The sequence below is a fragment of the Streptomyces sp. NPDC043746 genome, assembly GCF_056436485.1.
The window spans coordinates 62,982-86,379 of sequence record NZ_JBWKCM010000013.1 but is presented as its reverse complement, the minus strand read 5'-3'; the positions used below and the strand labels follow the sequence as shown (position 1 = coordinate 86,379).

20 protein-coding genes are annotated in these 23,398 nt (G+C 72.7%); 9 read left to right on the top strand and 11 right to left on the bottom strand.

Annotated features, from left to right (window positions below; genetic code table 11):
- Positions 1–96: 96 nt before the first annotated feature.
- Together AC0682_RS16435 and AC0682_RS16430 are read left to right on the top strand one after the other, a co-directional pair.
- Entirely contained in the window at positions 97–1,560 is a 1,464-nt protein-coding gene (locus AC0682_RS16435) for a hypothetical protein (RefSeq protein WP_478533469.1), read from the top strand.
- Between the two features lie 252 nt (positions 1,561–1,812).
- Positions 1,813–2,043 carry a hypothetical protein gene (locus tag AC0682_RS16430; RefSeq protein WP_003969918.1) on the top strand — a complete coding sequence of 77 codons (231 nt, stop codon included), beginning with the start codon at positions 1,813–1,815 and terminating at the stop codon, positions 2,041–2,043.
- Positions 2,044–2,103: 60 nt separating this feature from the next.
- On the opposite strand, the gene AC0682_RS16425 is transcribed toward AC0682_RS16430, so the two are convergent.
- The 3 genes from AC0682_RS16425 to AC0682_RS16415 form a co-directional block, all read right to left on the bottom strand.
- Positions 2,104–3,303 (bottom strand): TerD family protein, encoded by a 1,200-nt coding sequence (locus tag AC0682_RS16425; RefSeq protein ID WP_478533467.1) that lies wholly within the window; start codon positions 3,301–3,303, stop codon positions 2,104–2,106.
- Between the two features lie 183 nt (positions 3,304–3,486).
- Positions 3,487–4,938, bottom strand: coding sequence for a peptidoglycan D,D-transpeptidase FtsI family protein (locus AC0682_RS16420; protein WP_478533465.1), 1,452 nt, complete (start codon positions 4,936–4,938; stop codon positions 3,487–3,489).
- A gap of 112 nt (positions 4,939–5,050) precedes the next feature.
- The gene (locus AC0682_RS16415) at positions 5,051–5,821 is read right to left on the bottom strand and encodes an IclR family transcriptional regulator (RefSeq protein ID WP_478533462.1); all 771 of its coding nucleotides are present in this window, start codon (positions 5,819–5,821) and stop codon (positions 5,051–5,053) included.
- Between the two features lie 144 nt (positions 5,822–5,965).
- Between AC0682_RS16415 and AC0682_RS16410 the strand changes: the two genes are divergently transcribed.
- From AC0682_RS16410 to AC0682_RS16395, 4 genes are all read left to right on the top strand, one after another.
- Positions 5,966–7,486 carry an aldehyde dehydrogenase (NADP(+)) gene (locus AC0682_RS16410; protein WP_478533461.1) on the top strand — a complete coding sequence of 507 codons (1,521 nt, stop codon included), beginning with the start codon at positions 5,966–5,968 and terminating at the stop codon, positions 7,484–7,486.
- Positions 7,487–7,575: 89 nt separating this feature from the next.
- Positions 7,576–9,096 carry a hypothetical protein gene (locus AC0682_RS16405; protein ID WP_478533459.1) on the top strand — a complete coding sequence of 507 codons (1,521 nt, stop codon included), beginning with the start codon at positions 7,576–7,578 and terminating at the stop codon, positions 9,094–9,096.
- Between the two features lie 180 nt (positions 9,097–9,276).
- Positions 9,277–9,993 carry a DsbA family oxidoreductase gene (locus tag AC0682_RS16400; protein ID WP_478533457.1) on the top strand — a complete coding sequence of 239 codons (717 nt, stop codon included), beginning with the start codon at positions 9,277–9,279 and terminating at the stop codon, positions 9,991–9,993.
- Positions 9,994–10,078: 85 nt separating this feature from the next.
- A complete protein-coding gene (locus AC0682_RS16395) occupies positions 10,079–11,161 on the top strand; it encodes an aminotransferase class V-fold PLP-dependent enzyme (RefSeq protein WP_478533456.1) in 1,083 nt (360 codons plus the stop codon).
- 12 nt (positions 11,162–11,173) lie between these two features.
- Here the strand turns inward: AC0682_RS16395 and AC0682_RS16390 are convergent, their stop codons facing one another.
- Positions 11,174–11,686 carry a MarR family winged helix-turn-helix transcriptional regulator gene (locus tag AC0682_RS16390; protein WP_478533455.1) on the bottom strand — a complete coding sequence of 171 codons (513 nt, stop codon included), beginning with the start codon at positions 11,684–11,686 and terminating at the stop codon, positions 11,174–11,176.
- A gap of 207 nt (positions 11,687–11,893) precedes the next feature.
- On the opposite strand from AC0682_RS16390, the gene AC0682_RS16385 reads away from it, so the two are divergent.
- Positions 11,894–12,964, top strand: a complete 1,071-nt coding sequence (locus AC0682_RS16385) for an alkene reductase (protein ID WP_478533454.1) — start codon at positions 11,894–11,896, stop codon at positions 12,962–12,964.
- Here AC0682_RS16385 and AC0682_RS16380 read toward each other — a convergent pair.
- The 6 genes from AC0682_RS16380 to AC0682_RS16355 all read right to left on the bottom strand — a co-directional run bounded on the left by AC0682_RS16380 (position 12,940) and on the right by AC0682_RS16355 (position 18,974).
- Positions 12,940–13,974: a VOC family protein gene (locus tag AC0682_RS16380; protein ID WP_478533453.1), complete on the bottom strand. Its 1,035-nt coding sequence runs from the start codon at positions 13,972–13,974 to the stop codon at positions 12,940–12,942. The genes AC0682_RS16385 and AC0682_RS16380 overlap by 25 nt on opposite strands.
- Positions 13,975–14,109: 135 nt before the next feature.
- Complete coding sequence (gene thpD, locus AC0682_RS16375; protein ID WP_478533452.1) at positions 14,110–15,003, bottom strand: ectoine hydroxylase; 894 nt, start codon at positions 15,001–15,003, stop codon at positions 14,110–14,112.
- A gap of 5 nt (positions 15,004–15,008) precedes the next feature.
- On the bottom strand, positions 15,009–15,407 hold the full coding sequence (locus AC0682_RS16370) for an ectoine synthase (protein ID WP_018512207.1): 399 nt from the start codon (positions 15,405–15,407) through the stop codon (positions 15,009–15,011).
- A gap of 87 nt (positions 15,408–15,494) precedes the next feature.
- Positions 15,495–16,757, bottom strand: coding sequence for a diaminobutyrate--2-oxoglutarate transaminase (gene ectB / locus AC0682_RS16365; RefSeq protein ID WP_478533451.1), 1,263 nt, complete (start codon positions 16,755–16,757; stop codon positions 15,495–15,497).
- A gap of 264 nt (positions 16,758–17,021) precedes the next feature.
- Positions 17,022–17,552: a diaminobutyrate acetyltransferase gene (gene ectA / locus AC0682_RS16360; RefSeq protein WP_478533450.1), complete on the bottom strand. Its 531-nt coding sequence runs from the start codon at positions 17,550–17,552 to the stop codon at positions 17,022–17,024.
- A 315-nt stretch (positions 17,553–17,867) separates the two neighbouring features.
- Positions 17,868–18,974, bottom strand: a complete 1,107-nt coding sequence (locus AC0682_RS16355) for a pyridoxal-phosphate-dependent aminotransferase family protein (protein WP_478533448.1) — start codon at positions 18,972–18,974, stop codon at positions 17,868–17,870.
- Positions 18,975–19,135: 161 nt separating this feature from the next.
- Between AC0682_RS16355 and AC0682_RS16350 the strand changes: the two genes are divergently transcribed.
- Positions 19,136–20,248, top strand: coding sequence for an amidohydrolase family protein (locus tag AC0682_RS16350; RefSeq protein ID WP_478533447.1), 1,113 nt, complete (start codon positions 19,136–19,138; stop codon positions 20,246–20,248).
- Between the two features lie 308 nt (positions 20,249–20,556).
- Positions 20,557–21,603, top strand: coding sequence for an SCO1860 family LAETG-anchored protein (locus AC0682_RS16345; protein ID WP_478533445.1), 1,047 nt, complete (start codon positions 20,557–20,559; stop codon positions 21,601–21,603).
- A gap of 123 nt (positions 21,604–21,726) precedes the next feature.
- Here the strand turns inward: AC0682_RS16345 and cobC are convergent, their stop codons facing one another.
- Positions 21,727–23,319: an Rv2231c family pyridoxal phosphate-dependent protein CobC gene (gene cobC, locus AC0682_RS16340; protein ID WP_478533443.1), complete on the bottom strand. Its 1,593-nt coding sequence runs from the start codon at positions 23,317–23,319 to the stop codon at positions 21,727–21,729.
- Positions 23,320–23,398: the final 79 nt, after the last annotated feature.

The window sequence follows — 23,398 nt, the reverse complement described above, 5'->3', positions numbered from 1 at the left end:
AGCCGGGGTGGCGGACGGCGAAATGCGCATAGGCTGGGACGGCTGAACGCGTACGCGCTCCGTACGCCCCCGAGCACGCACCGAGGAGAACCCCCGATGTCCGCAGAGCGCCCCGTCCTGCCGCCGGTACGGCTGAACTCCGAGGCCGAACTGGCGCGGGACGCGCTCGCCGCGCCGCTGTTCGTCCGGGCCGTCCGGCTCGCCCGCTGGGCCGGACCCGAGACCCGGGTCGGCGCGGGCGGCGAACTCGTCGAGGCCCAACTGCCCGCAGCCGCCGAGCACCTCGGCCTCCCGGCCGACGAGGAGGGCGCCGCGTACGCCAGCGAGGCCTGGCGGCTCGCCGTCGACACCGGCCTCCTCGACGTCACCGACCCCGATGGGGAGGACGACGAGGCCGAGGGCACCGTCACCGCCGGCGAGAACCTGGCGCTGCTCACCACCGGTTCCCCGCAGGAGATCCTCGACATCTGGCTGGACGGTCTCGACGCCGTGCACGCCGACGCCACCGCACCCCTCCTGGACGACTTCGCGGACCTCGTGGGTGAGGACGGGTCGATCGACTTCGACGCCCTGGACTGGGACCCGGAGGAGGAGACGGAGTTCCTCGACGGGGTCCTCGGCAACCTCTACCTCCTCACCCTCGCGGACAGCGGCGCGGGTGACGCGCCGGTGCCGCTGCCCGCCCTCGCCGCGTCGATGCTCGTCCCCGACGACATGGGCGAGCCCACCGATGACATCCTGGAGCAGGTCTCGGAGGCGATGATGCGCCTCGACGACCAGTTCCGGCTGCTCGAACCCATCGGGATCGTCGAGTACCAGCCGGTGGACGAGGCGCTGATGGCCGAGGCGGGCGACCCGGCGGACGCCGCCGGGGCCGACGAGGAGGACGTCACCCGGTACGGGATGGTCCGGCTCACCCCCCTCGGCCTGTACGGCGTCCGGGCTCGGATGCTGGAGGCCGGGGCGGTGGCTCCCGCCGTCGGCGACCTCGCGGACAAGGGCGCCGACGCCCTCCTCGACGGCATCGCCTACTACCCGGAGGGCGCCGCCCGCGCCGAGATCCAGCTGTGGCTGGCCGGGCGCGGGGCCGAAGGAGCGGTCCCGGCCGCGGCCGAGCTGCTGGCGGCGGCACGCGGTACGGACGAGGGCGCGCCGCTGCGCCGCCTCCACTGCCAGCAGGCCCTCGCCCTCGCCGGTGAGGAGGCCGAACCCGCCGTGCGCGCGGTCCTGGGCGACCCGGAACTGGGCGGCCTGGCCCGGGTCTGGCTGGCCGAGCACGGGGCGACCGACGTCCCGGCCCCCTCGGAGGCCATGGTCTTCTGGCTGGCCATCGACACCATCGCGGCCCAGCTGGACGCCGACGGCGAACTCGACGAACTCCAGGGTCTGGTCGAGGGCCTCTCCGCCCAGCACAGCGGCTTCTTCGACGAGGTCTGGCGCGTCGACCACCCGGCCACCGCCGCTGTGCTGGAGGCCATGGGCCGCCTGCACAGCGACAAGAAGGCGGCCAAGGACGCCCGGAAGGCCGCGTTCAAGGCGCGGTCGCGGGCGGGCGGCTGAGGGGGAGCGGAGGGCTTCCGCCGACATCTGCTCTTACCAAGCGGATGTCGGCTGCTCATCAGGTGTCGGCGGCTGAAAACGCCACACGTTCGGGGGTGTTTTCCGGCGCCCCGTTCCGTGTGGTTCCGCCGCTGAGGGCCGGGGAAAGCGCTGACCGGCACTGGTGGGCGCGGGTCACGAATCCGGTACTTCTGGGGGCCGGGCGGCAGACGGGCATGGCGTCGGGCCTTCACAGGGCGCATACTCGACCTGATGAAACAATCAGCCGGCTCCCGGCGTCACCTGCCGTCCAGTCCCTTCAACCGCCCGGCCCAGGAGGCCCCACCGGTCGAATGCTTCGATGTGGGCGACAGGGTGTCGCACGACCAGTTCGGACTCGGCAGGATTCTTGCTGTCGAGGGCGACAACGACGCGGTCCTCATCGACTTCTCGGGGCGCCAGGGAAGGATCCTGAGCCCCTACTCCAAGCTCACCAAGCTCTGAGCGCCCGCCTTCTTCCGACCCGGGGCACCTGAACCACCGGTTCAGGTGCCCCGGATGTGTTCAGAGCGCCTGGGCGGCGGGCTTCACCATGCCGCGTACGGTGCGTGACTTCACGAACTCGCCCATGGCCGTCATCTCCCACTCGCCGCTGAACTGCTTGATCAGCTTGGCCATCATGACGCCGGTCTGCGGCTCGGCGCCGGTGAGGTCGAAGCGGACCAGTTCCTCGCCGGTGGCGTCGTCGATCAGGCGGCAGTAGGCCTTGGCGACCTCGTTGAACTTCTGTCCGGTGAACGAGTTGACCGTGAAGACCAGGCCCGTCGCCTCGGCCGGGATCCGGCCCAGGTCCACGACGATCGTCTCGTCGTCGCCCGCCCCCTCGCCCGTGAGGTTGTCGCCGGAGTGCTTGATCGCCCCGTTCAGGATGGTCAGCTTGCCGAAGTAGCAGCTGTCCAGGTGGTTGCGGTTGGGGCCGTAGGCGATGACCGAGGCGTCCAGGTCGATGTCCTTGCCCCGGAACGCCGGCTCCCAGCCCAGGCCCATCCTGACCCGCGAGAGCAGCGGGGCACCGCCCTTGACCAGGGAGACGGTCTGGTTCTTCTGGAGGCTGACCCGGCCCTTGTCGAGGTTGATCTTCCCCGCGGCCGCGGGGGCCGCGATGGGCGGGGCCGGGGGAGCGGCGGGGGCCGGCGGCGCGATCCGCGGGTCGACCGGCGCGGCCGCCGGAGCGGCGGCCGGGACCGGCGGGGCGGCCGGCTCGTCCTCGACCGAGACGCCGAAGTCCGTGGCGATGCCCGCCAGCCCGTTCGCATAGCCCTGGCCCACCGCGCGGGCCTTCCAGGCGCCGTTGCGCAGATAGATCTCGATGACCACGAGCGCCGTCTCGCTGCTCAGCCGGGGCGGGGTGAACGTGGCCAGCGGGGTGCCGTCGTCGGCGTTGCGCACGGTGGCGGTGGGCTCGATGCCCTGGAAGGTCTGTCCCGCGGCGTCCGGACTCGCGGTGACGACGATCTTCTCGATGCCCGGCGGGACCGCGCTGGTGTCCACCACGATCGCGTCGGGGGCCGAGCCGCCGCCGGCGCGATAGGTCACACCGGGGCCCGAGGGCTGGTTGTAGAAGATGAAGTCGTCGTCGGAGCGCACCTTGCCGTCGGCGGTGAGCAGCAGGCCCGAGACGTCGAGCCGCACCGGAGCGGCGACGTCCACCGCCACACGGGCGGCGGAGAGAGGGATGTTCGAGCCGGGGGTCATTGCGGTCATGCACGGAGTAACGAACGACCCCGCTTTGCCGTTCCCTTACCTTTCCCCCTCATCCCCGCCCCGGGTCACCCCGCCCCCGCCCGAGCGCCGCCCGATGCGCCTGGGCGCGCTCCACGACGAACCGGACCAGCACGGGCCCCCTCCTTCAGCCCCGCTCTGCTGCCCGCCACGGGCGTGCCCGGCTCACCGCTCCAGCGCCGCCTTCATCATCTTCTGGGCGATCGGCGCCGCCAGGCCGTTGCCGCTGACCTCGGAGCGCGCCGAGCCGGAGTCCTCGACGATCACCGCGACGGCGACCTCCTTGCCGTTGCTGTCGTCCTTCGCGTACGAGGTGAACCAGGCGTACGGAGTGTTGCTGTTGTCCACACCGTTCTGCGCGGTCCCCGTCTTTCCGCCGACCTCGGCCCCGGGGATCTTCGCGTTGGTGCCGGTGCCCTTCTCGACGACGGTCACCATCGCGCTGCGGAGCTGCTCGGCGGTGGACTCCTTCACGACCCGCTCGGCCTTCCCGTCACCGGTCTCCTCCAGCGTCGAGCCGTCGCCGTCCGTCACCGACGAGACCATGTGCGGGGCGGCCAGCTCACCGCCGTTGGCGAGGGCCGCGGTGACCATCGCCATCTGGAGCGGGGTCGCGGTGACCTCGAACTGGCCGATGCCCGTCAGCGCCGTCTGCGCCTTGTCCATGCCGGTCGGGTAGACGCTCTTCGCCGCCCGCACCGGGACGTCCAGCTTCTCGGTGTCGAACCCGAACGCGTCCGCCATCTCCTTGACCTTGTCCTGGCCGAGATCGGCCGCCGCCTTGGCGAACACGTTGTTGCAGGAGTACTGGAGGGCGGTGCGCAGGGTGGCGTTCTCGCAGGGGGCGGAGGCGTTCTCGTTGCGCAGGACCGTCCGGGTGCCGGGGAGGGTGTACGGGTCGGGGCTGTCGGTGGCCTCGTCGACCGAGCCGTACAGCCCGTTCTCCAGCGCCGCCGCCGCGACCACCAGCTTGAACGTGGAGCCCGGCGCCAGCGGCTGCCGCAGCGCCCGGTTGACCAGCGGCTTGTCCTCGTCGGCCAGCAGCTTCCTCCAGGTGTCGCCGTCGTCCGTGCCGCTGATGGCGGAGGGATCGTACGAAGGGGTGGAGACCATGCCCAGGATGCGGCCGGTCGTCGGGTCGATGGCCACCGCCGCGCCCTTGTCCCCGCCGAGCGCCTCGTACGCCGCCTTCTGGACGTCCGGGTCGATGGTGGTCAGGACGTTGCCCGGGGCGGCCCGCTTGCCGGTGATCAGATCGGCCGGGCTCTTCAGACGGTCGTCCGTGCCGTCCAGGACATGGCTGTAGATGCCCTCCAGCTGGGTCGCCCCGTACGCCTGCGAGCTGTAGCCCGTGACGGCCGCGTACAGCTCGCCCTGGGTGTAGGTCCTCTTGTACCGGAGGTCTCCGCCACGGGTCCCCTTCGATCCGGTGACCGGCGAACCGGCCACGATGATGTCCCCGAGCGGCTGCGCGTACTGCGCGATGGTGTTCCGCCGGTTGTGCTCGTCGTCTGCGAGCGCCTTGGCCTGGTAGCCCTGCACCCACGTCGCCCGCACCAGCAGGGCGAGGACCGCGAGCAGGCAGCAGACCGAAGCGCGCCTGATTGTCTTGTTCATCCCGCTGGAGGACGAGCGGGGCCGTTCCGCCCGTTCCCGCTTGTGCCGCTTCTCACCGATTTCTCACCCGGCGTTACGGAGGTTCCTCCCCGGCGCGGACCCGGCTCCGGGGTCAGAGTCTGCGCGTCGCCAGGGTGAGCCGGTCGCGGGCGTCGAGCAGGGCGTCCTTGACCGTCTGCTCATGGCCGGGGGTGAGCCGGGCGACCGGCACCGAGCAGCTGACCGCGTCCCGGGCGGGGGTCCGGTACGGGATCGCCACGCCGAAGCAGCGCAGGCCGAGGGTGTTCTCCTCGCGGTCCACCGCGTACCCCTGCTCACGGACCAGGCGCAGCTCCTCGATGAGCCGTTCGCGGTCGGTGACGGTGTGCTCGGTCAGCGCGGGCAGCGTCTCGGGGAGCAGTGTGCGGACCTGCTCGTCGGTGTGGGTGGCCAGCAGTGCCTTGCCGAGCGCGGTGGAGTGGGCGGGGAGCCGGCGGCCGACCCGGGTGAAGGGGCGCAGAGAGTGCTGGGACGGCCGGGTGGCGAGGTCGACCACGTTCGTGCCGTCGAGCCGGGCCAGATGGACGGTCTCCGTGGTGTCGTCGGCCAGCCGGTCCAGGGTGGGCCGCGCGGCGGCCACGACCTCGTCGCCGTCGACGTAGGAGGTGCCCACCAGCAGGGCCCGCACCCCGATCCCGTACCGCGTGCCCGTGGCGTCCGTCTCCACCCAGCCCAGCTCGACCAGGGTGCGCAGCAGCATGTAGAGGCTGGACTTGGGGTAGCCCACGGCCTCCTGGACGGTGGCGAGCGAGTGTGTCCCGGGCCGCCCCGCGAAGTACTCGAGCAGTTCCACCGTGCGTACCGCGGACTTGACCGGTGCCCCACCGGACTCGGCGACCGACATCGCCCCACGCTCCTTCTTCGGCTTCTGCGGCCATTGCCAACACGGAAGGCCCGGAAATAGAGTCCGAGGACATTCACGATCAGGAACTCCGTTCAGAATAACGAACGTTTCCGGCCGGTGTTCCAGGAACCGAGGGGAGCCACGGTGAGCGCAGCGCCAGTCTGGAGCGTCGACCCCCGCAGCGGGAATGCGCGTGAACAGGTCGCGGTGGAGGCCACCGCCGAGGAGGTCGACCGGGCGGTCCGGGCCGCCCACTCCGTACGGGACGCCCTGGCCGACCGCACGCCACGGGCCGCGTTCCTGCGTGCGGCGGCGGAGCTGCTGGAGGGCTCCGGCGCGCACATCATCGAGGCCGCCGACGCGGAGACCGCCCTCGGCCCGGCCCGCCTCACCGGGGAACTCGCGCGCACGGCGGACCAGTTGCGGGCCTTCGCGGAGGTCGTCGAGGAGGGCGGCCACCTCGACATCCGCATCGACCACGAGGACGGCTCCCGCACCCCGCCCCGGCCCGACCTGCGCCGCTGGAAGATCCCGCTCGGGGTCGTCGCCGTCTACGCGGCGAGCAACTTCCCGCTCGCCTTCTCCGTCCCCGGCGGCGACACCGCCAGCGCGCTGGCCGCGGGCTGCCCGGTCGTGGTCAAGGCCCACCCCGGCCACCCCGCCACCTCCGAACTCTGCGCCTCGGTCCTCCGCCGCGCCGCCGCCCGCACCGGCCTGCCCGAGGACGTGGTGACCCTGGTCCACGGGTTCGACGCGGGCGTCGAGCTGATCCGCCACCCGCTGGTGAGCGCGGCGGGGTTCACCGGCTCGCTCCGCGGCGGACGCGCCCTGTTCGACGCGGCCGCCGCCCGCCCCGCCCCCATCCCCTTCCACGGCGAACTCGGCTCGCTCAACCCGGTCGTGGTCACCGAGGCCGCCGCGGCCGAGCGCGCGGCGGAGATCGGCGCGGGGCTCGGCGCCTCCATGACCCTGGGCGTGGGCCAGTTCTGCACGAAGCCGGGGTTCGTCCTCGCCCCGGCGGGCGGTGCGGGCGACCGACTGGTCAAGGCCCTCACCGAGACGGTCAGCTCCACCGGCTCCGGCGTGATGCTGGACCACCGGATGCGGGACGCGTTCCTCGCGGGCGTACGGGAGCGGGCCCGGCTCCCCGGCGTCGAGGCGCCCGTCACCCCCGGCGCGGCCGGTGAGCACACCGTCTCGGCCGGATTCCTCACCGTGCCCGCCGATCGCCTGACCGCCGACGGCCCGCACGACGTGCTCCTGGAGGAGTGCTTCGGCCCGGTCACCGTGATCGCGCGCTACGGCTCCGGGGACGAAGTCGCCGCCGTGCTCGCCCGGCTCCCGGGCAACCTCACCGCCACGCTCCAGACCGCGACGGAGGGCGAGGACCCCGGGGCGGCCGGGCTGCTGGCCGCCCTCACCCCGCTCGCCGGGCGCGTCCTGGTCAACGGCTGGCCGACCGGGGTCGCCGTTGCCCCCGCCCAGCACCACGGCGGCCCCTATCCGGCCACCACCTCGCCCACCACCTCGGTCGGCGCGACGGCGATCGAGCGCTGGCTGCGCCCGGTGACGTACCAGAACACCCCCGACGCACTCCTCCCGCCGGAGCTGCGCGAGGCCAACCCGCTGGGTCTGCCCCGGCGGGTGGACGGCCGCCTGACATGAGCCCGGGCTGAACACGGCCCGGAGCACGCGGAGAGAACGGGGGTCGGCGGGTGCCGGCGAGGCGGAGATTCGACCAGCGGGCGACAGCCGTGGTGGAGCTGCTGGGAACGACGACGGAGTGCGACGACTTCGAGCAGGCGCTGGCGGAGAGAAGGTGGCCGGTCCTCCAGAAGGAGGGCGGCCCCTCCACAGCGATGACCGCACGGACGACCCGCTATCTGCTGGAGTGCCGCTTCCCCGGCAGCCGGGTCAACGCCCGGCGCGGAGCGCGGGAGCGCATCGAGGTGGTGGGGGACGAGCTGCAGCTCGATCTCAACGTGGAGGTCACCGACCTCGTCGTCAGGGACCCCGAGGAGCGACCGGCCTGGTTCGCCTACGAGCGCCCGGCGGCCGACGCCCCTCCGGCCACCCCTCCGACACGTCGGGCACGGTGGCGGAGGCGGGCCCGGCGGTGGTGCGCGGAGCGGCTCGCGCCCTACCGCACGGGGCGCCACATCTCCGCCCCGGACCGCGCGCGGGCCCAGGAACTCGCCACGCGTACGCTGCCGGGCGCGGTCGCGCCCTCGCCACGCGTCACGGTCCGCCGGCCCATCGGGACCCCGGACCCGGAGCCCGGGGCCGTGACCGGGAGGAGGCGGCGAGGCGACCGCGAGATCTTCCGGCTCTGCCACGCCGCGGCTGCCCTCATGATCACGTCCTCGCTGATCGCCCGCCTCTGGCCGCAGGGCTTCGCCGCGTGGTGGGTGCTGGGCCTGGTGGCGGTGACGACTCTGGGGCTGGCCGCCCACTGGCTGATCAGGTTCATGCCCGGCAAGCCCGGCGCCGCCCTGGGAGCGGCCTTGGTGATCGGCGTGCTCACAGTCGGCATGGGAGCCACGATCGAGCTCTCCGGGGGGCCAGGCGGGCCCTCGGGGGCGCTGGGCCTGCTGGCCGTCGCCGCCGCCTATGTGGTCTTCACGGGCATCCGCCTGCTGGTACGCCAGTGGAGCTGGCGCGTCGTCGCCCCCTGGCTGCTCCCCGCCGTGCTGCCGCTCGCCCTGGGGCTCTTCCCCTCCCTGGGCCTCGGGCTGCACGCGCTCTATCTGGACGCCTTCGGCCTGAACCTCGAAGACGTGGAGATCCCCAAACTCTGGCAGCTCATCGCGACGGCCAGACTGGGGCTCGCGGTCAACCTCTGGCTGATCGCCCTGGCCGGGCTCGGGTATCTGCACCACTTCCACTGGTGCGTACGCGAGCGGTGGCCCGCCTACACCCTGCTGGGCTTCTTCGCCCTGATCCTGCTGTGGACCGGCGGCTGGAACCTCGGCCTGGAAACCGCCGCCCGTGCCGGGGCCGGAGTGGTGAAGGCGGCGGCATCCGGCAAGGCTCCGGACGCGTACTTCGGCATCACCCCCCGGTGGGTGTGCGTGCACCCCATCGGCCCGGCCGACGGCATCCACGTCGACGGAGGGGAGTTCCGCCCCACCCGCCCGTACCTGAAGATCGGTGACGCGTCAGGGGCCGCGGTGCTCTGGGACCCCGCCGAGAAGGGCGCGCTCAAGCTGCCCATGGACAAGCTCCGCATCGTCCCGGTGGAGAAGCCCCCCAAGAGCTGCGCCTCGTCTTCGTGAACGGCTCGGGCAGAGCGGGAACGGCTCCGGCGCAGACGGACGGATCCTGGGAATGAGCAGGTCATGTCCGGTGTTCGACCGAGAGGCCGGTACGGCGGAGAGCCCCTTCGCCCACCGCGCCCAGCACGCCCGCACACTGCCCGCCGCGCCCGTCCGCGGCCCCTGGAGAGAAGAAGAGTCATGCGCGTCGAGATCTGGTCGGACATCGCCTGTCCCTGGTGCTACATCGGCAAGGCCCGCTTCGAGAAGGCGCTCGCCGAGTTCGCCCACCGGGACCGGGTCGAGGTCGTCCACCGGTCGTTCGAGCTGGACCCCGGGCGGGCCAAGGGCGAGCGGGAGCAGGTCGTCGACATGCTGGCCGCCAAGTACGGCCGGACCCGCGAGGAGGCCGCCGGGATGGAGGCCAATGTCGCGGCCAACGCGCGGGCCGAGGGGCTCGGATACCGGACCGAGGGCCGGGACCACGGCTCCACCTTCGACATCCACCGGCTGCTGCACCTGGCCAAGGCCCGCGGCCGCCAGGACGAGCTGCTGACCCTCGCCTACCGGGCCAACTTCGCCGAGGAGCGGTCCGTCTTCGACGACGACGTGCTGCTCGCCCTCGCCGTGGAGGCCGGGCTCGACGGCGAGGAGGCGCGGGCGGTGCTGGCCGACCCCGAGGCGTACGCGGACGAGGTCCGGGCGGACGAGCGGGAGGCGGCCGAACTGGGCGCCAACGCGGTGCCGTTCTTCGTGCTCGACCGGCGGTACGGGATCTCCGGCGGCCAGCCATCCGAGGTCTTCGTCCAGGCGCTGGAGCAGGCATGGAAGGACCGCCCGGCCACCGCTCTCACCACCGTCGGCGGCGACGCCGAGGCTTGCGACACGGACGGCGCCTGCGAGGTCCCGCGCGGCTGAACCCTCGCCCTCATAAGGAATCCTTGGGTTAGCGACGTGAAATTCGATCATTGACTATGGAGTGGGGCGGCTCCAGGCTGGGCCCATGACGATCTCTCAACTCAGCCGGGCCGCCGCCGCCGAGTTCGCGCCCGAGGTCACCTATCTCAACACCTCCAGCTGGGGGCTGCTGCCCCGCCGGACCATCGCCGCCGTCAAGGCCCTCGCCGACGAGAACGCCGCCGGCCGCCGGATCGGAGCGGGCAGCTTCGACGCCGTGGAGGCGGCCCGGGTCGGGTTCGCCCGGCTCGCCGGGGTCGGGCCGGACCGGGTCGCCACCGGCAGCTCGGTCACCGTCCACGTCGGGCTGATCGCCGCCTCACTCCCACCCGGGGCCGAAGTCCTCGCGCCCGAGGGGGAGTTCACCTCTGTCGTCAGCCCGTTCGCGCTCCGGGGCGATCTGCGGATGCGGTACGTCCCCCTCGCGCGGCTGGCCGACGCCGTGCGCCCCACGACCGCGCTCGTCGCCTTCTCCTCGGTCCAGTCGGCCGACGGCCGGGTCGCCGATCTCGCCGCCGTCCGCGCGGCCGCCGCCGCCCACGGGGCCCGGACCCTGCTGGACGCCACCCAGTCGGCGGGCTGGTTCTCGCTGGACGCCGGGGCGTACGACTACACCGTCGCGGGCGGCTTCAAGTTCCTGCTCTGCCCGCGGGGTACGTCGTTCCTCACCGTCACCGAGGAGGCGCAGGAGACGCTGCCGAAGCTCTTCGCGGGCTGGGTGGCCGCCGGGGCGCCGTGGACCAGCAACTACGGTCCGCTGGAGCATCTCGCCCCCGGAGCCCGGGGGTTCGACGAGCCGCCCGCCTTCCTCTCGTACCACGGGGCCGAGCACTCTCTCGCGCTGCTCGGGGAGATCGGCACCGACGCGCTGTACGCCCACGCCACCTCGCTGGCCGCCCGGCTGCGCGCGGGGCTGGTGGAGCAGGGGTACGCGGTGGTGCCGGGGGAGTCCGCGATCGTCTCCGTGCCGGGGCTGGAGAGCCGTGAGCCGGAGCTGGCCGAGTCCGGGATCGCGGTCTCGGCGCCCGCCGGGAACCTGCGGATCTCCTGCCACCTCTACAACACCGAGGCCGACGTGGACCGGGTGCTGGAGGTCCTGGGTCGGAGGGACCCCCGGCCGCGCGCCTAGGGGGTGTCCGGCCTAGAGGGCCCGACGCTCCGGGCAGCCCTCCGTCTCCCGGCAGAGGTTCTCCTCCACCTTCGCCAGCAGCCGCGTCAGCTCCGTGCGCTCGTCGCCGTCCAGCCCGGCCAGCGTGTGCTCCTCCAGGCTGCCCCACGCGTCCCGTACCTCCCGGTGCAGCGCGCAGCTCGCCTCCGTCGCCTCGACCAGTACGGCCCGCCGGTCGTCCGGGTCGGGGCGGCGGCGCACATGCCCGGCCTGCTCAAGGCGCTGGAGCGTCTTGGTCACCGTGGACGGGTCCAGGTCCAGTGTCCTGATCAGCTCGGACTGGCGTGCCGGCCCCGCGTCCCACAGGTGCATCATCAGCAGCTCCTGCCCCGGGTAGAGCCCCAGCCCCTTCAGTAGCTTCCCCGCCGCGATCCGGTGCAGCCGGGCGACGCGTGAGACGGCGTGGCTCACGGGCCCGCTGAGCGCCGCCCCGGGCAGTGCGTCGGAACAGGCGGCATCCGCGGTGCTGGCGTGGCCGGTGTCCATGGCGGGGCTCCTTCGGTGCTGCTGGGACGAGGGCTTCCGGGGGGCCTGAGGGCTTGCGGCGGCATCCGGGGCTTCGGTGACGTTCGCAGCTTGCCCACACTTTACCTTGGTCGGCCAATTAATGAGCTACAGTGGCGCCAGTGCCGATACTTGGCCGACCACATACTTCGTTGATCGGTCAATTACCTATTTTCTCCGGGAGTCCGCATGACCACCGCTTTCGACCCGATCGACCTGGCCGGCACCCCCCTGGCCAACCGCATCGTGATGGCCCCGATGACCCGCAGCCGGGCCGGCGAGGGCGGCACGGCCACCGAGCTGACCGCCGCCTACTACGCCCAGCGGGCCTCCGCCGGGCTGATCGTCACCGAGGGCATCCAGCCCTCCGTCGTCGGCCAGGGCTACCCCTTCACCCCCGGGCTGCACAGCGTCGAGCAGGTGGCCTCCTGGCGCAAGGTCACCGACGCCGTGCACGCCGAGGGCGGCCGGATCTTCGCCCAGATCATGCACGCGGGGCGCATCGGCCACCCGGTCCTGCTCCCCGACGGACTCGTCCCCGTCGCCCCCTCCCCGGTCAGGGCCGCGGGCCAGGTCTACACCCACGAGGGCCCCAAGGACTTCGTCGAGCCGCACGAGCTGACCGACGCCGAGATCCGGCAGACCATCGCCGACTTCGTCTCCGCCTCCCGCAACGCCATCGAGGCCGGGTTCGACGGGGTGGAGCTGCACGGGGCCAACGGCTACCTGATCCACCAGTTCCTCGCGCCCAACACCAACCTGCGCACCGACGGGTGGGGCGGCTCCGACGAGGGCCGCATCCGGTTCGCCGTGGAGGTCGTCAAGGCGGTCGCGGCCGAGATCGGCGGGGCCCGCACCGGCCTGCGCATCTCGCCCTCGAACGGTTACAACGACATCGACGAGCCCGCCCCGGACGCCGTCTACACCGCGCTGGCCCAGGAGATCGAGCCGCTCGGCCTCGCCTACCTGCACATCCTGGAAGGCGCCCCGATCCGCGACCTGACCCTTGCCCTGCGCAAGGTGTTCACCGGCCCCGTCCTGATCAACGTGCACTCCGACGGGCCGACCGGGCCGGACCACCTCACCGTGATCGAGGACGGGATCGCCGACCTCATCTCGTACGGCGCGCTCTTCCTCGCCAACCCGGACCTGCCCGCCCGCCTCAAGGCCGGGGGCCCCTTCAACGCCCCCGACCCGTCGACCTTCTTCGGCGGCGACGCCCAGGGCTACACCGACTACCCGGCGCTCGAAGCCGTCTGATCCTCCAGGGGCCGCCCGTCCCACCGCCACTCCGTGCGGCGCGGGTGGTCCGGCAGTTCGGCGCGACCGGTGGCCCAGAGCAGCACGGTCCACCGGTCGCCGCCCGCCGGGGCGTCGGGGAAGAGCCGGGCCAGCGCCCGGTCGCAGAGCGCGGCGGGCGGGGCCCAGTCCAGCCCCAGCCCCTCCGCGAGGTCATGGGTGTGCACCAGGGTCTCCACCACCCCCATCGCGGCGAATCCCTCCGGGTCGGAGACGCCGTAGACGTGGTACGCCCGCACCCGGGAAGGCGTCGTCCGCACCATCGAGGCCAGCAGCCCGCCGCTCGCCTCCACCGTCGCCAGCAGCCCGGCGGGCCCGGCCCCGCGGTCGGCGAAGAACAGGCCGTACGGCCCGTCCGGGCGTTCCGAGGTCCACCGCAGGGGGAGGTTCTGCTCCAGCGGGGGCGTGCGCGTGCCCAACCGGACGGCGTAGGAGACGAGATCGTCGCTCAGGTGCTCCGCCGTCTCCCAGCAGGTCCACTCCAGCGTTCCGGCGAGGGCCTCCCAGCGGTCCGCCGGGGCCCCGGCCAGCACATCCACCGCGAGCCGCACGGCGGTCGTCACATCGTCGGCCGTCACCGGCAGCCGGGTGCCGGTCAGCGCCGCCCGCTCGGCGGCGGAGCACTCCACGCAGAACTCGTTGCCCTCCGGGTCCGCGAGGGTCGCCCACCCCCGTCCGTTCGGCTTGCGGTGGTCGCCCACGAGGGTGGCCCCGAGCGCCAGCAGCCGCTCCACCTCCTCGTCCCGGGTGCGGTCCTGCGGCTGGATATCGAGGTGGACCCGGTTCTTGACGGTCTTGGCGTCGGGCCCCGAGACGAAGAGGACCGCCGCGCCGGGAGTCTCCAGCAGGGCCTCCGGGTCACCGGGGAGGTCGTCCTCGGCCAGCGGCGCGCCGAGCACCTGGGACCAGAACGTGCCGAGCGCGTAGGGGTCCGCGCAGTCGATCGTGATGTGCCGTACGTGAGAAGTCATGGCCGCCACCCTCCCCGGTTGCCTGGGCCCGGTCCACCGAGTAACGCGCGAGGGGGCGGAACGGGTGCGCGGCAGGGGGCCCGGAACGGCATACCGGCCTACCGTCCCGGACCCCCTCGCGCGTCATGTGTCCCGCTACTTCACCGGGGTGAAGTCCCGCGCCCCGATGAACTCCGGGCGGCGGACCGGTGCCGCGAACGGCTCCTGCGCCGCGTTGTCCACGCTGTTGAAGACGATGAAGACGTTGGAGCGGGCGTACGGAGTGATGTTGTCGCCCGAGCCGTGCATGGCGTTGCAGTCGAACCAGGTCGCCGAACCGGCCTTGCCCGTGAAGAGCCTGATGCCGTGCCGGTCGGCCATCTTCGTCAGCGCCTCGTCGGACGGGGTGCCCGCGTCCTGCATCTGGAGCGACTTCTTGTAGTTGTCCTTCGGCGTCTCGCCCGCACAGCCCAGGAACGTCTTGTGCGAACCGGGCATGATCATCAGCCCGCCGTTGGTGTCGAAGTTCTCCGTCAGAGCGATCGACACCGACACGGTCCGCATGTTCGGGAGGCCGTCCTCGGCGTGCCAGGTCTCGAAGTCCGAGTGCCAGTAGAAGCCCGAGGCGCCGAAGCCCGGCTTCACGTTGATCCGGGACTGGTGGACGTACACGTCCGAGCCGAGGATCTGACGGGCCCGGCCCACCACCCGCTCGTCGCGGACCAGGCCGGCGAAGACCTCGCTGATCCGGTGGACCTCGAAGACGGACCTGACGTTCTGCGACTGCTTCTCGACGATCGAGCGCTCGTCGGCGCGGACCGCCGGGTCGGAGACGAGCCGGTCCAGTTCGGCGCGGTAGACGGCGACCTCGTCCGGAGTGATGAGCTGGTCGACGGTGAGGAAGCCGTCGTGCTCGTACCCCTGGAGGTCCTTGGCGGAGATCGGGCCCGGTGCGCCCGGCGCGGACCAGATGACCGGGTCCTGGCGGGGAGTGGTCATCTCGGCGGCGCCGCGCGAGGGGTACAGATCGGCGCGTACTTCGGTGGTCATACGGTTCAGGCCTCCTCGGTCAGCAGTGGGTAGACACCGTTCTCGTCGTGGTCCTCCCGTCCGGTGACGGGGGGGTTGAAGACGCACACGCAGCGGAAGTCGGTCTTGGGCCGCAGGGTGTGGCGCTCATGCCCGTCCAGCAGGTACATCGTGCCGGGGGAGATCCAGTGGGTCTCGCCGGTCTCGTCGTTGGTGAGCTCGGCCTCGCCCTCGGTGCACAGGACGGCCTCGATGTGGTTGGCGTACCACATGGAGGTCTCCGTACCCGCGTAGAGCACGGTCTCGTGGAGGGAGAAGCCGACCTTCTCCTTGGCGAGCACGATGCGCTTGCTCTCCCAGGTGCCGGACGCGGACTTCACATGCCGGTCGGTGTTCTCGATGTCCTTGAACGATCGGACGATCACGGTGAGCGGTGCCCTTCTCTCGTGCTCCGCCCCGGGCCTCGGGGGCCCGGGGCTCCTTCTTCTCTCGCCTGCCCCGGTCGCGCCGGGTCAGGCGGTCTCGCGGACGCACCGGGCCAGTGTGCGCAGGCCCTCGTCCAGCTCCTCGGTGGTGATGGTCAGCGGCGGCAGCAGCTTGACGACCTCGCTCTGCGGGCCCGAGGTCTCCAGCAGGAGTCCCAGCTCGAAGGCGCGGGCGCAGACCGCCGAGGCGCGCGCCGGGTCCTCGAACTCCATGCCCCAGACCAGGCCCCGGCCGCGGAACTGCGCCGTCGGCTCCTCGGCGCAGACCGCCAGCAGCGCCTGCTCGACCTGGAGGCCCCGCTCCTTGGTCTGCTGCTCCATCTGCCCGTCGGCCCAGTAGGCGTCCAGCACGGCGGCGGCCGTGACGAAGGCCGGGTTGTTGCCGCGGAAGGTGCCGTTGTGCTCGCCCGGCTCCCAGATGTCCAGCTCCGGCTTGAACAGGCAGAGCGACATCGGCAGGCCGTAGCCGCTGATGGACTTCGACAGCGTGACGATGTCCGGGACGATCCCGGCCTCCTCGAAGGAGAAGAAGCCGCCGGTCCGGCCGCAGCCCATCTGGATGTCGTCGACGATCAGCAGCATGTCCTGGCGGTGGCACAGCTCCTGGAGCGCGCGCAGCCACTCGGCGCGGGCCACGTTGATGCCGCCCTCGCCCTGGACGGTCTCCACGATCACGGCGGCGGGCTTGTTGAGCCCCGAGCCCTGGTCCTCCAGCAGCCGTTCGAACCAGAGGAAGTCGGGGACCGTACCGTCGAAGTAGTTGTCGAACGGCATCGGCGTGCCGTGCACCAGCGGGATGCCGGCGCCGGCCCGCTTGAACGCGTTGCCGGTGACGGCGAGCGAGCCCAGCGACATGCCGTGGAAGGCGTTGGTGAACGAGACGACGGACTCGCGGCCCTTGACCTTGCGGGCCAGCTTCAGCGCCGACTCGACGGCGTTGGTGCCGGTCGGGCCGGGGAACATCACCTTGTACGGCAGGTCGCGCGGGCGCAGGATCACGTTCTGGAACGTCTCCAGGAAGGCGCGCTTGGCGGTGGTCGCCATGTCCAGGCCGTGGGTGATGCCGTCGCGCTCGATGTAGTCGATCAGCGCCCGTTTCAGCACGGGGTTGTTGTGGCCGTAGTTGAGCGAGCCGGCCCCGGCGAAGAAGTCCAGGTAGGAGTGGCCGTCCTCGTCGGTCAGCCGGGCGCCCTGCGCGCGGTCGAACACGGCGGGCCAGCCGCGGCAGTAGCTACGGACCTCCGACTCCAGGGTCTCGAAGACGCTCAGTGCGGGCGGGGTGATGGTCACAGCGGATCTCCTGCGTGAGGGGGTGTGACGGGCGGTGTGGTCGGTGCTCCCGGCCCCGAGGGGGCGGCCGGGACCGCGCCGGGTGGTCGGCCGGCGCGAAAAGTCGTGGGGGACCGGGCGTACGGGTGCGGTACGCCCGGCCGTACGGGGCCGTAGGGCCCGCGGGGTCGTACGGGTTCGGGTGTGCCGGGCGGGTCGCGGTCCGGCCGTGCCCCGGCCGGGGGCCTCGGACGCTGCGGACGCCTCAGCGGTGCCCCGGGTGTCTCAGCCGGTGAACGGACCTATCCGGTAGAGGACCTCGGGCAGGTGCGTCCCCTCGGGGAACAGCCCGCCGTCGAAGAGCACCTCCCGCTCCAGTGCCACGTCGTGCCGCTGGGCGTAGGACGTGAACAGCCGGTCGGATGCCGTGTTGTCCGGGGTGATCGTCGTCTCGACGCAGGAGAGCCCCTGGGCGGCGGCGACCCGGGCGGTCAGCGCGTCCAGCAGCGCGGCGGCCAGCCCCCTGCCGCGGTGCGCCCCGTCGACGGCCACCTGCCAGACGACCAGGGTCTCGGGCCGGTCGGGCCGGATGTAGCCGGTGACGAAGGCGATGGGCTCGCCGTCCTCGCCACGGGCGACGGCGGACGTGGCGGCGAAGTCACGGCACCACAGCAGGTAGCTGTACGAGGAGTTCAGGTCCAGGACCTCGGAGTCGCGGGCGATACGCCAGATCGCGGCTCCGTCCTCCACTCGTGGTGTGTCGATACTCAGGAATTCGCTTCGGGCACGGGCAAAATCTGCTGGTGCGGCGGTCATGCGAATTGAATTTACCCAGCAAATTTCGAAATTGCATCGAGGTGAGGGGTTGGGTGGAGCGCCGGACTGTGTTATCAGGCGTGCGCGAGGCCCCGGGGAATCGAGGTGCGATTTGGTCATACTTGTCCCGAATTTTTCGGGCATAACGCCCGGCTTGTGGAGTCGGTCACAAGCTGGTAACTCCTTCGGAACGTGTCCGAATCACGAAGTTCGAACCCGGAAAAACTTCTGCGTTTAGAGGGCGGGAAAGCGGGCAGAAGAATGCGGGGAGCTGCTTTCGATAAAGCAGCTCCCCGCATTCTGAATATCAGAGGCTCAGAGGTCCGGAGAGGTTTCCGAGACTGCGCGGCGGGCAGCCTCGAAGTCGACCTGCCGACCCGTGGCGGCCAGCGCCGCCCCCAGAGCCGCGAGCGAGGACAGCACCGCGCCGCGCGTCGCATCCGCCCCGTAGTGATTGACCCGGATCATCTCCTTCGACAGCGCCCCGCCGCCTGCGACGAGCGGCAGCGAGGGTTCTGTCGCCCGCGCCCGCGCGACCAGCGCGGCGGCGTCGGTCCCCGCCGGGGCGCGCAGCGTCGTGGCCACCGGAGCGGCGTCCCGCGCCTCGTGGACGTACGGCTCCAGGCCGCCGCCGAGGGCCACCGCGCCCGCCCGGGTCGCCGCCGCGGCCGAGGAGTGGCGGGCCGTCAGCGTCTCCAGGCCGTCGGCCTCGATCCGCTCCAGGCACGCTTCGAGGCCCAGCATCTCCAGCTGCGCCGGGGCGTGCGGGAGTGCTGTGCGGCCCGTGTCGATCCAGCGCTCCTTCCAGTCCAGGAGCGAGAGGTAGGAGCGGCGCGGGGCGGCCGGGTTGTCGGCGAAGCGCTCCCAGGCCCGCTCGCTCACCGACACCGCCGAGACCCCGGCCGGACCGCCCATCGCCTTCTGCGCGCCGATCACGCACAGGTCCACGCCCCAGGCGTCCGGCAGCAGCGGCTCGGCGCCCACCGAGGCGACCGCGTCCAGCATGAAGAGCGCCCCGTGGGCCCGGACCACCTCACCGATCTCCGCGACCGGGTTGGTGTTGCCGGTGGCCGCCTCCGCGTGCACCAGCGAGACGAAGTCGATCTCCGGGTGCTCGGCGAGCGCCTCGGCGACCTGGGCGGCGGTGACCGCCGTGTGGAAGGGCACGGTGAGGTCGACGACCTGGGCGCCGCAGTCCCGCAGCCAGTCGCCGAAGGTCTGTCCGTACGGTCCGGTGACCACGTTCAGCGCGGTCGAGCCGGGCCGGGCGCCGCTGCGGATGCAGCCCTCCAGCGGCAGCAGCGCCTCGCCCTGCGTGATGACGACGTCCTGCCCGGTGGCGAGGAGCGCGGCCACCCGCCGCTCGATGGCCGCGAAGCGGGCGGCGGTCAGCGGGGGGAGGTCGAGGAAGGGGTGCGTCACGGTGGGGCTCTCTTCGGTTCGGATCGGGTCGGGTCCGTGGCCGGGCGGCGGGTCCTGCCGCGCGGCCGCCGCCGCCCGTGGGGGTCTGCCGCGCGAGGGGGTGCCCGGTCGGTCCCCGACGCCCCCCGCGCAGCCTACCGATGGCCTCGTACAGTGCCGCTATGAGCGATCAGGTGCGCGATCAGGAGCGGCAGCCGGTGCTGCGCGTGAAGGGGCGGGTCCTCGTCGGTCCGGACGAGGTGCGCGAGGAACTGTGGGCCGTCGACGGGCGGATCACCTACGAACGGCCGCCGGGCGCGGAGGGGGCGCAGACCGTCACGGGGTGGGCGCTGCCCGGTCTGGTCGACGCGCACTGCCATGTGGGGCTGGATGCGCACGGCCCGGTCGACGCGGCCACCGCGGAGAAGCAGGCGCTCACCGACCGGGGCGCCGGGACCCTGCTCATCCGGGACGCCGGATCGCCCTCCGACACCCGCTGGATCGACGACCGCGAGGATCTGCCGAAGATCATCCGGGCGGGCCGCCACATCGCGAGGACCCGCCGCTACATCCGCAACTACGCCCATGAGATCGAGCCGGGCGACCTCGTCGCGTACGTGGCCCGGGAGGCCCGGCGCGGGGACGGCTGGGTCAAGCTGGTGGGGGACTGGATCGACCGTTCCGCCGGGGACCTCACCGCCTGCTGGCCGCGCGGCGAGGTCGAGGCGGCCATCGCGGAGGCGCACCGCCTGGGCGCCCGCGTCACCGCGCACTGCTTCGCGGAGGAGTCGCTGCGCGACCTGGTGGAGGCGGGCATCGACTGCGTCGAGCACGCAACCGGCCTCACCGAGGAGACCATTCCGCTCTTCGCCGAGCGCGGTGTCGCCATCGTCCCGACCCTGGTCAACATCGCCACGTTCCCCGACCTCGCGGCGGGCGGCGAGGCGAAGTTCCCCCGCTGGTCGGCGCATATGCGGCAGCTGTACGAGCGCCGGTACGACACCGTGCGCGCCGCGTACGACGCCGGCATCCCCGTCTACGTCGGCACCGACGCGGGCGGTTCGCTGGCGCACGGCCTGGTCGCGGGCGAGGTGGCCGAGCTGGTGAAGGCGGGCATCCCGCCCCTGGAGGCCCTCTCCGCCACCGCGTGGGGGGCGAGGCGGTGGCTGGGGCGGCCGGGCCTGGAAGAGGGCGCTCCGGCGGACCTGGTCGTGTACGAGGAGGACCCGCGCGCCGACGTCCGGGTGCTGGCGGCCCCGCGCCATGTGGTGCTGAACGGGAGGGTGGTGGGGTGAGTCGACCGCGGCGACGGGTTGACAGGCGGTGACGTATGCCGGTCCTGCCTCGTTGAAGTGGCTCGACCCGGTGCCCCGCCCCGGCTCGCCCGTGGGAAACGGGTGACGGAACGAGGCGCGAGGGAACGCACGTGCCGAAAGATTCGAATATGCGCGCGGAAACCACCCTTTGGGGTGAACTCACTTCAGGTGTACGCCAGTTCACCCACAGTGCGTAAAGATTCACGGAGTCGATGCCACCGGCGCAGGCGATGTCCCCCATTGGACTGTGCCGGTGGCTCCATGTCTCTTGTGGGGGTTCCACCATCTTGAACAGCAACACCTTCCGTCTCGCCGCCCTGGCGGTCGCCGCCGCTCCCGTCGCCCTGCTTGCTGCCGTCCCCGCGCAGGCAGCCCCGGCGACGCCCGCCACCGGCGGCGAGGGCAAGGCGAGCGCGGTCGTGCTCCGTACCGGGCTCGACGTCTCGCTCCTCAACAAGTCCGTCCAGGTGCCCCTCAAGGTCACGCTCAACGAGGTGCAGGCCCCGGCCAGCGCCGAGGAGACCGCGCTGACCGTGAACCTGGACGGCGTGGAGGGCGGAAAGCCGGTCAGCGTGCTGCGCGCCGACGTGGCCACGGCGAACGCCACCGTGGACGAGAAGAAGGCCGAGGGCTACACCAACCTGGCCAAGGCCCGCGTCCATGTGCCCGGTCTGCCGCTGCTCTCGCTCATCGAGGTCGAGAAGGTCACCTCCAAGGCGCTCTGCGAGGTCGGCAAGGAGCCCGTCGCCGAGTCCAACGTCCTCGGACATGTCTCGGTGCTCGGCAAGAAGGTGACGCTCTCGGCGGGCGGGCCGACCCGGGTGGCGGTGCCGGGCGTGGGTGAGGTGAGCCTCGACCTGTCGACGACGGAGACCACCTCGCGTACGGCCGCCGCGACGGCGCTTCAGCTCAAGGTCGCGGTCGACCCGCTCGACCTCAACGTGGCCGAGGTGAACGGCGAGGTCACGCTCGCCGGAGCCACCTGCGAGACCCCGAAGGCGCCCACCGGGCCCGAGAAGCCGGGCACCACCGACGGCGGGTCGACGAACGGCTCCACCGGAGGCTCCACGGGCGGGGACACGGCAGGCTCCACCGGCGGCGAGACGGGCGGATCGGGCGGCGGCTCGGACACCGGCTCCACCGGAGACAAGGGCGACGGCGGGACCGGTGTGAAGCCGCAGACCGGCTCCGACTCCGGCACCGCGCCCAACCTCGCCGAGACCGGCGGCAGCTCCGCCACTCCGTACCTCGCGGGCGGCGCCGCCCTGCTGCTCGCGGTCGGCGCGGGCGCCACGGTGGTCGCACGCCGACGCGGCGGCAGCACCCGGGGCTGATCCCCGCGCACGGGACCTCGGGGCGGCGTCCGTACACAGGACGCCGCCCCGAGGGCACCGTGACCTCCTGCGCGGGCCTCGGCCTCCGTACAGGAGGAGGCCGCGACGCCTCCTGCGCGGGTCTCAGCGCCCCGTCCGCGCGGGCAGCGCCTGCACCGCCTGGTCCAGGGCCTGGAGGAAGCGGTTCGTCGTCGCCCGGTCCCGTACGGCGAGCCGCAGCCACTGCGGCCCGAGCCCCGGGAACGTGTCACCGCGCCGGGCCGCGAAGCCCAGCAGTCGCAGCCGCTCCCGGATCTCCGCCGCCCGCTCCAGCCGGACCAGGACGAACGGCCCCCGGGCCTCCTCCACCACCCGCACCTCGCTGAACTCCGCGAGCCCGGCCAGCAGATGGGCCCGGTCCACCGTGATCCGGTCCGCCGCCTCGGCCGCCTCCACCAGCGCCCGCGGCTCCACGCACGCCTGGGCCGCCGCCAGCGCCGGGGACGACACCGGCCACAGCGGCTGCGCCTCGGCCAGCAGCGCCACGGTCTCCGGCTCGGCCAGGACATAGCCGATCCGCAGCCCGGCCAGCCCCCAGGTCTTGGTCAGGCTGCGCAGCACGACGAGCCCCGGGATGTCCGTCCGCCCGCACAGCGCCTCGCGCTCGCCCGGCACCACGTCCATGAACGCCTCGTCGACCACCAGCGTCCGCCCCGGTCTGGCCAGCCGCTCCAGCAGGGCCGCCGGGTGCAGTACGGACGTCGGGTTGGTCGGGTTGCCGACCACCACGAGGTCCGCCTCCTCGGGCACCGCCGCCGGATCGAGCCGGAAGCCGTCCTCCGCCCGCAGCAGCACCCGCCCCACCCCGTGCCCGGCCGCCCTCAGCGCCGCCTCCGGCTCGGTGAACTGCGGATGCACCACCACCGGGCAGCGGGCCGGGAGCGCCCGTGCGATCAGGACGAACGCCTCGGCGGCACCCGCCGTCAACAGGACGCGCTCCACCGGCAGTCCGTGCCGCTCGGCCACCGCTTCCCGGGCCGCCGTGCCGTCGGGATAGGCGGCCAGCGAGACCAGGGAGGCGGCTATCCGCTGGCGCAGCCACTCCGGTGGGGTGTGGGTGCGGACGTTCACGGCGAGATCGGTCAGATTCTCGCCGCGCACCTCCGCGTCGCCGTGGTGCCGCAGGTCGGGCCCGGCGCTCTCGAGGTCCCGCGTGGGGGGATGCGTGGGGGGGTTCATGGCTGCCATGGTGAACGGGCGGGGGCCTTCCGTCACGAGGGGGGCGGAAGTTTTCTCGCCGGAAACAGGGAACGACGGGAGGGCGACCGGCAGACGGCGGGCCACCGCACAGGTGGCGCGCCCCTTTCCGGCGGACTTCTCCACCACCAGCTCGTCCGCGTCGATCAGTGCCGCCGCCTCCGCGACCGACGGGGTGCCCACCGAACCGGCTGCCGCGCCCGACGGGTTCGGCACCCGCACTCCGGCCAGCGCCGCCGCCGGATGCGACCGCACCGCGACCCCCAGCCGGGCGGCGGCCCCGACGATCCCCGGCTCGTCCGCCTTCGCGTCGACGGTCGCCACCTCCACCACATCGGAGGTACGCAGCCCGGCCCCCCGCAGCACCGCCTCGATCAGGCCGTACACCTCGTCGGCCGGCGCACCGCGCCGGGCGCCGACTCCGACGACCAGGTCCCGCGCGCCCGGCTCCGGCGCGGGACGGGCGGCCGCTCGGGTCATGGCCGGATTCCTGGGGGCGGGATGCTCGTCATGGCGGAGCCTGCCTTTCACATCAAGCACATCACGGGGTGGGGGGTGG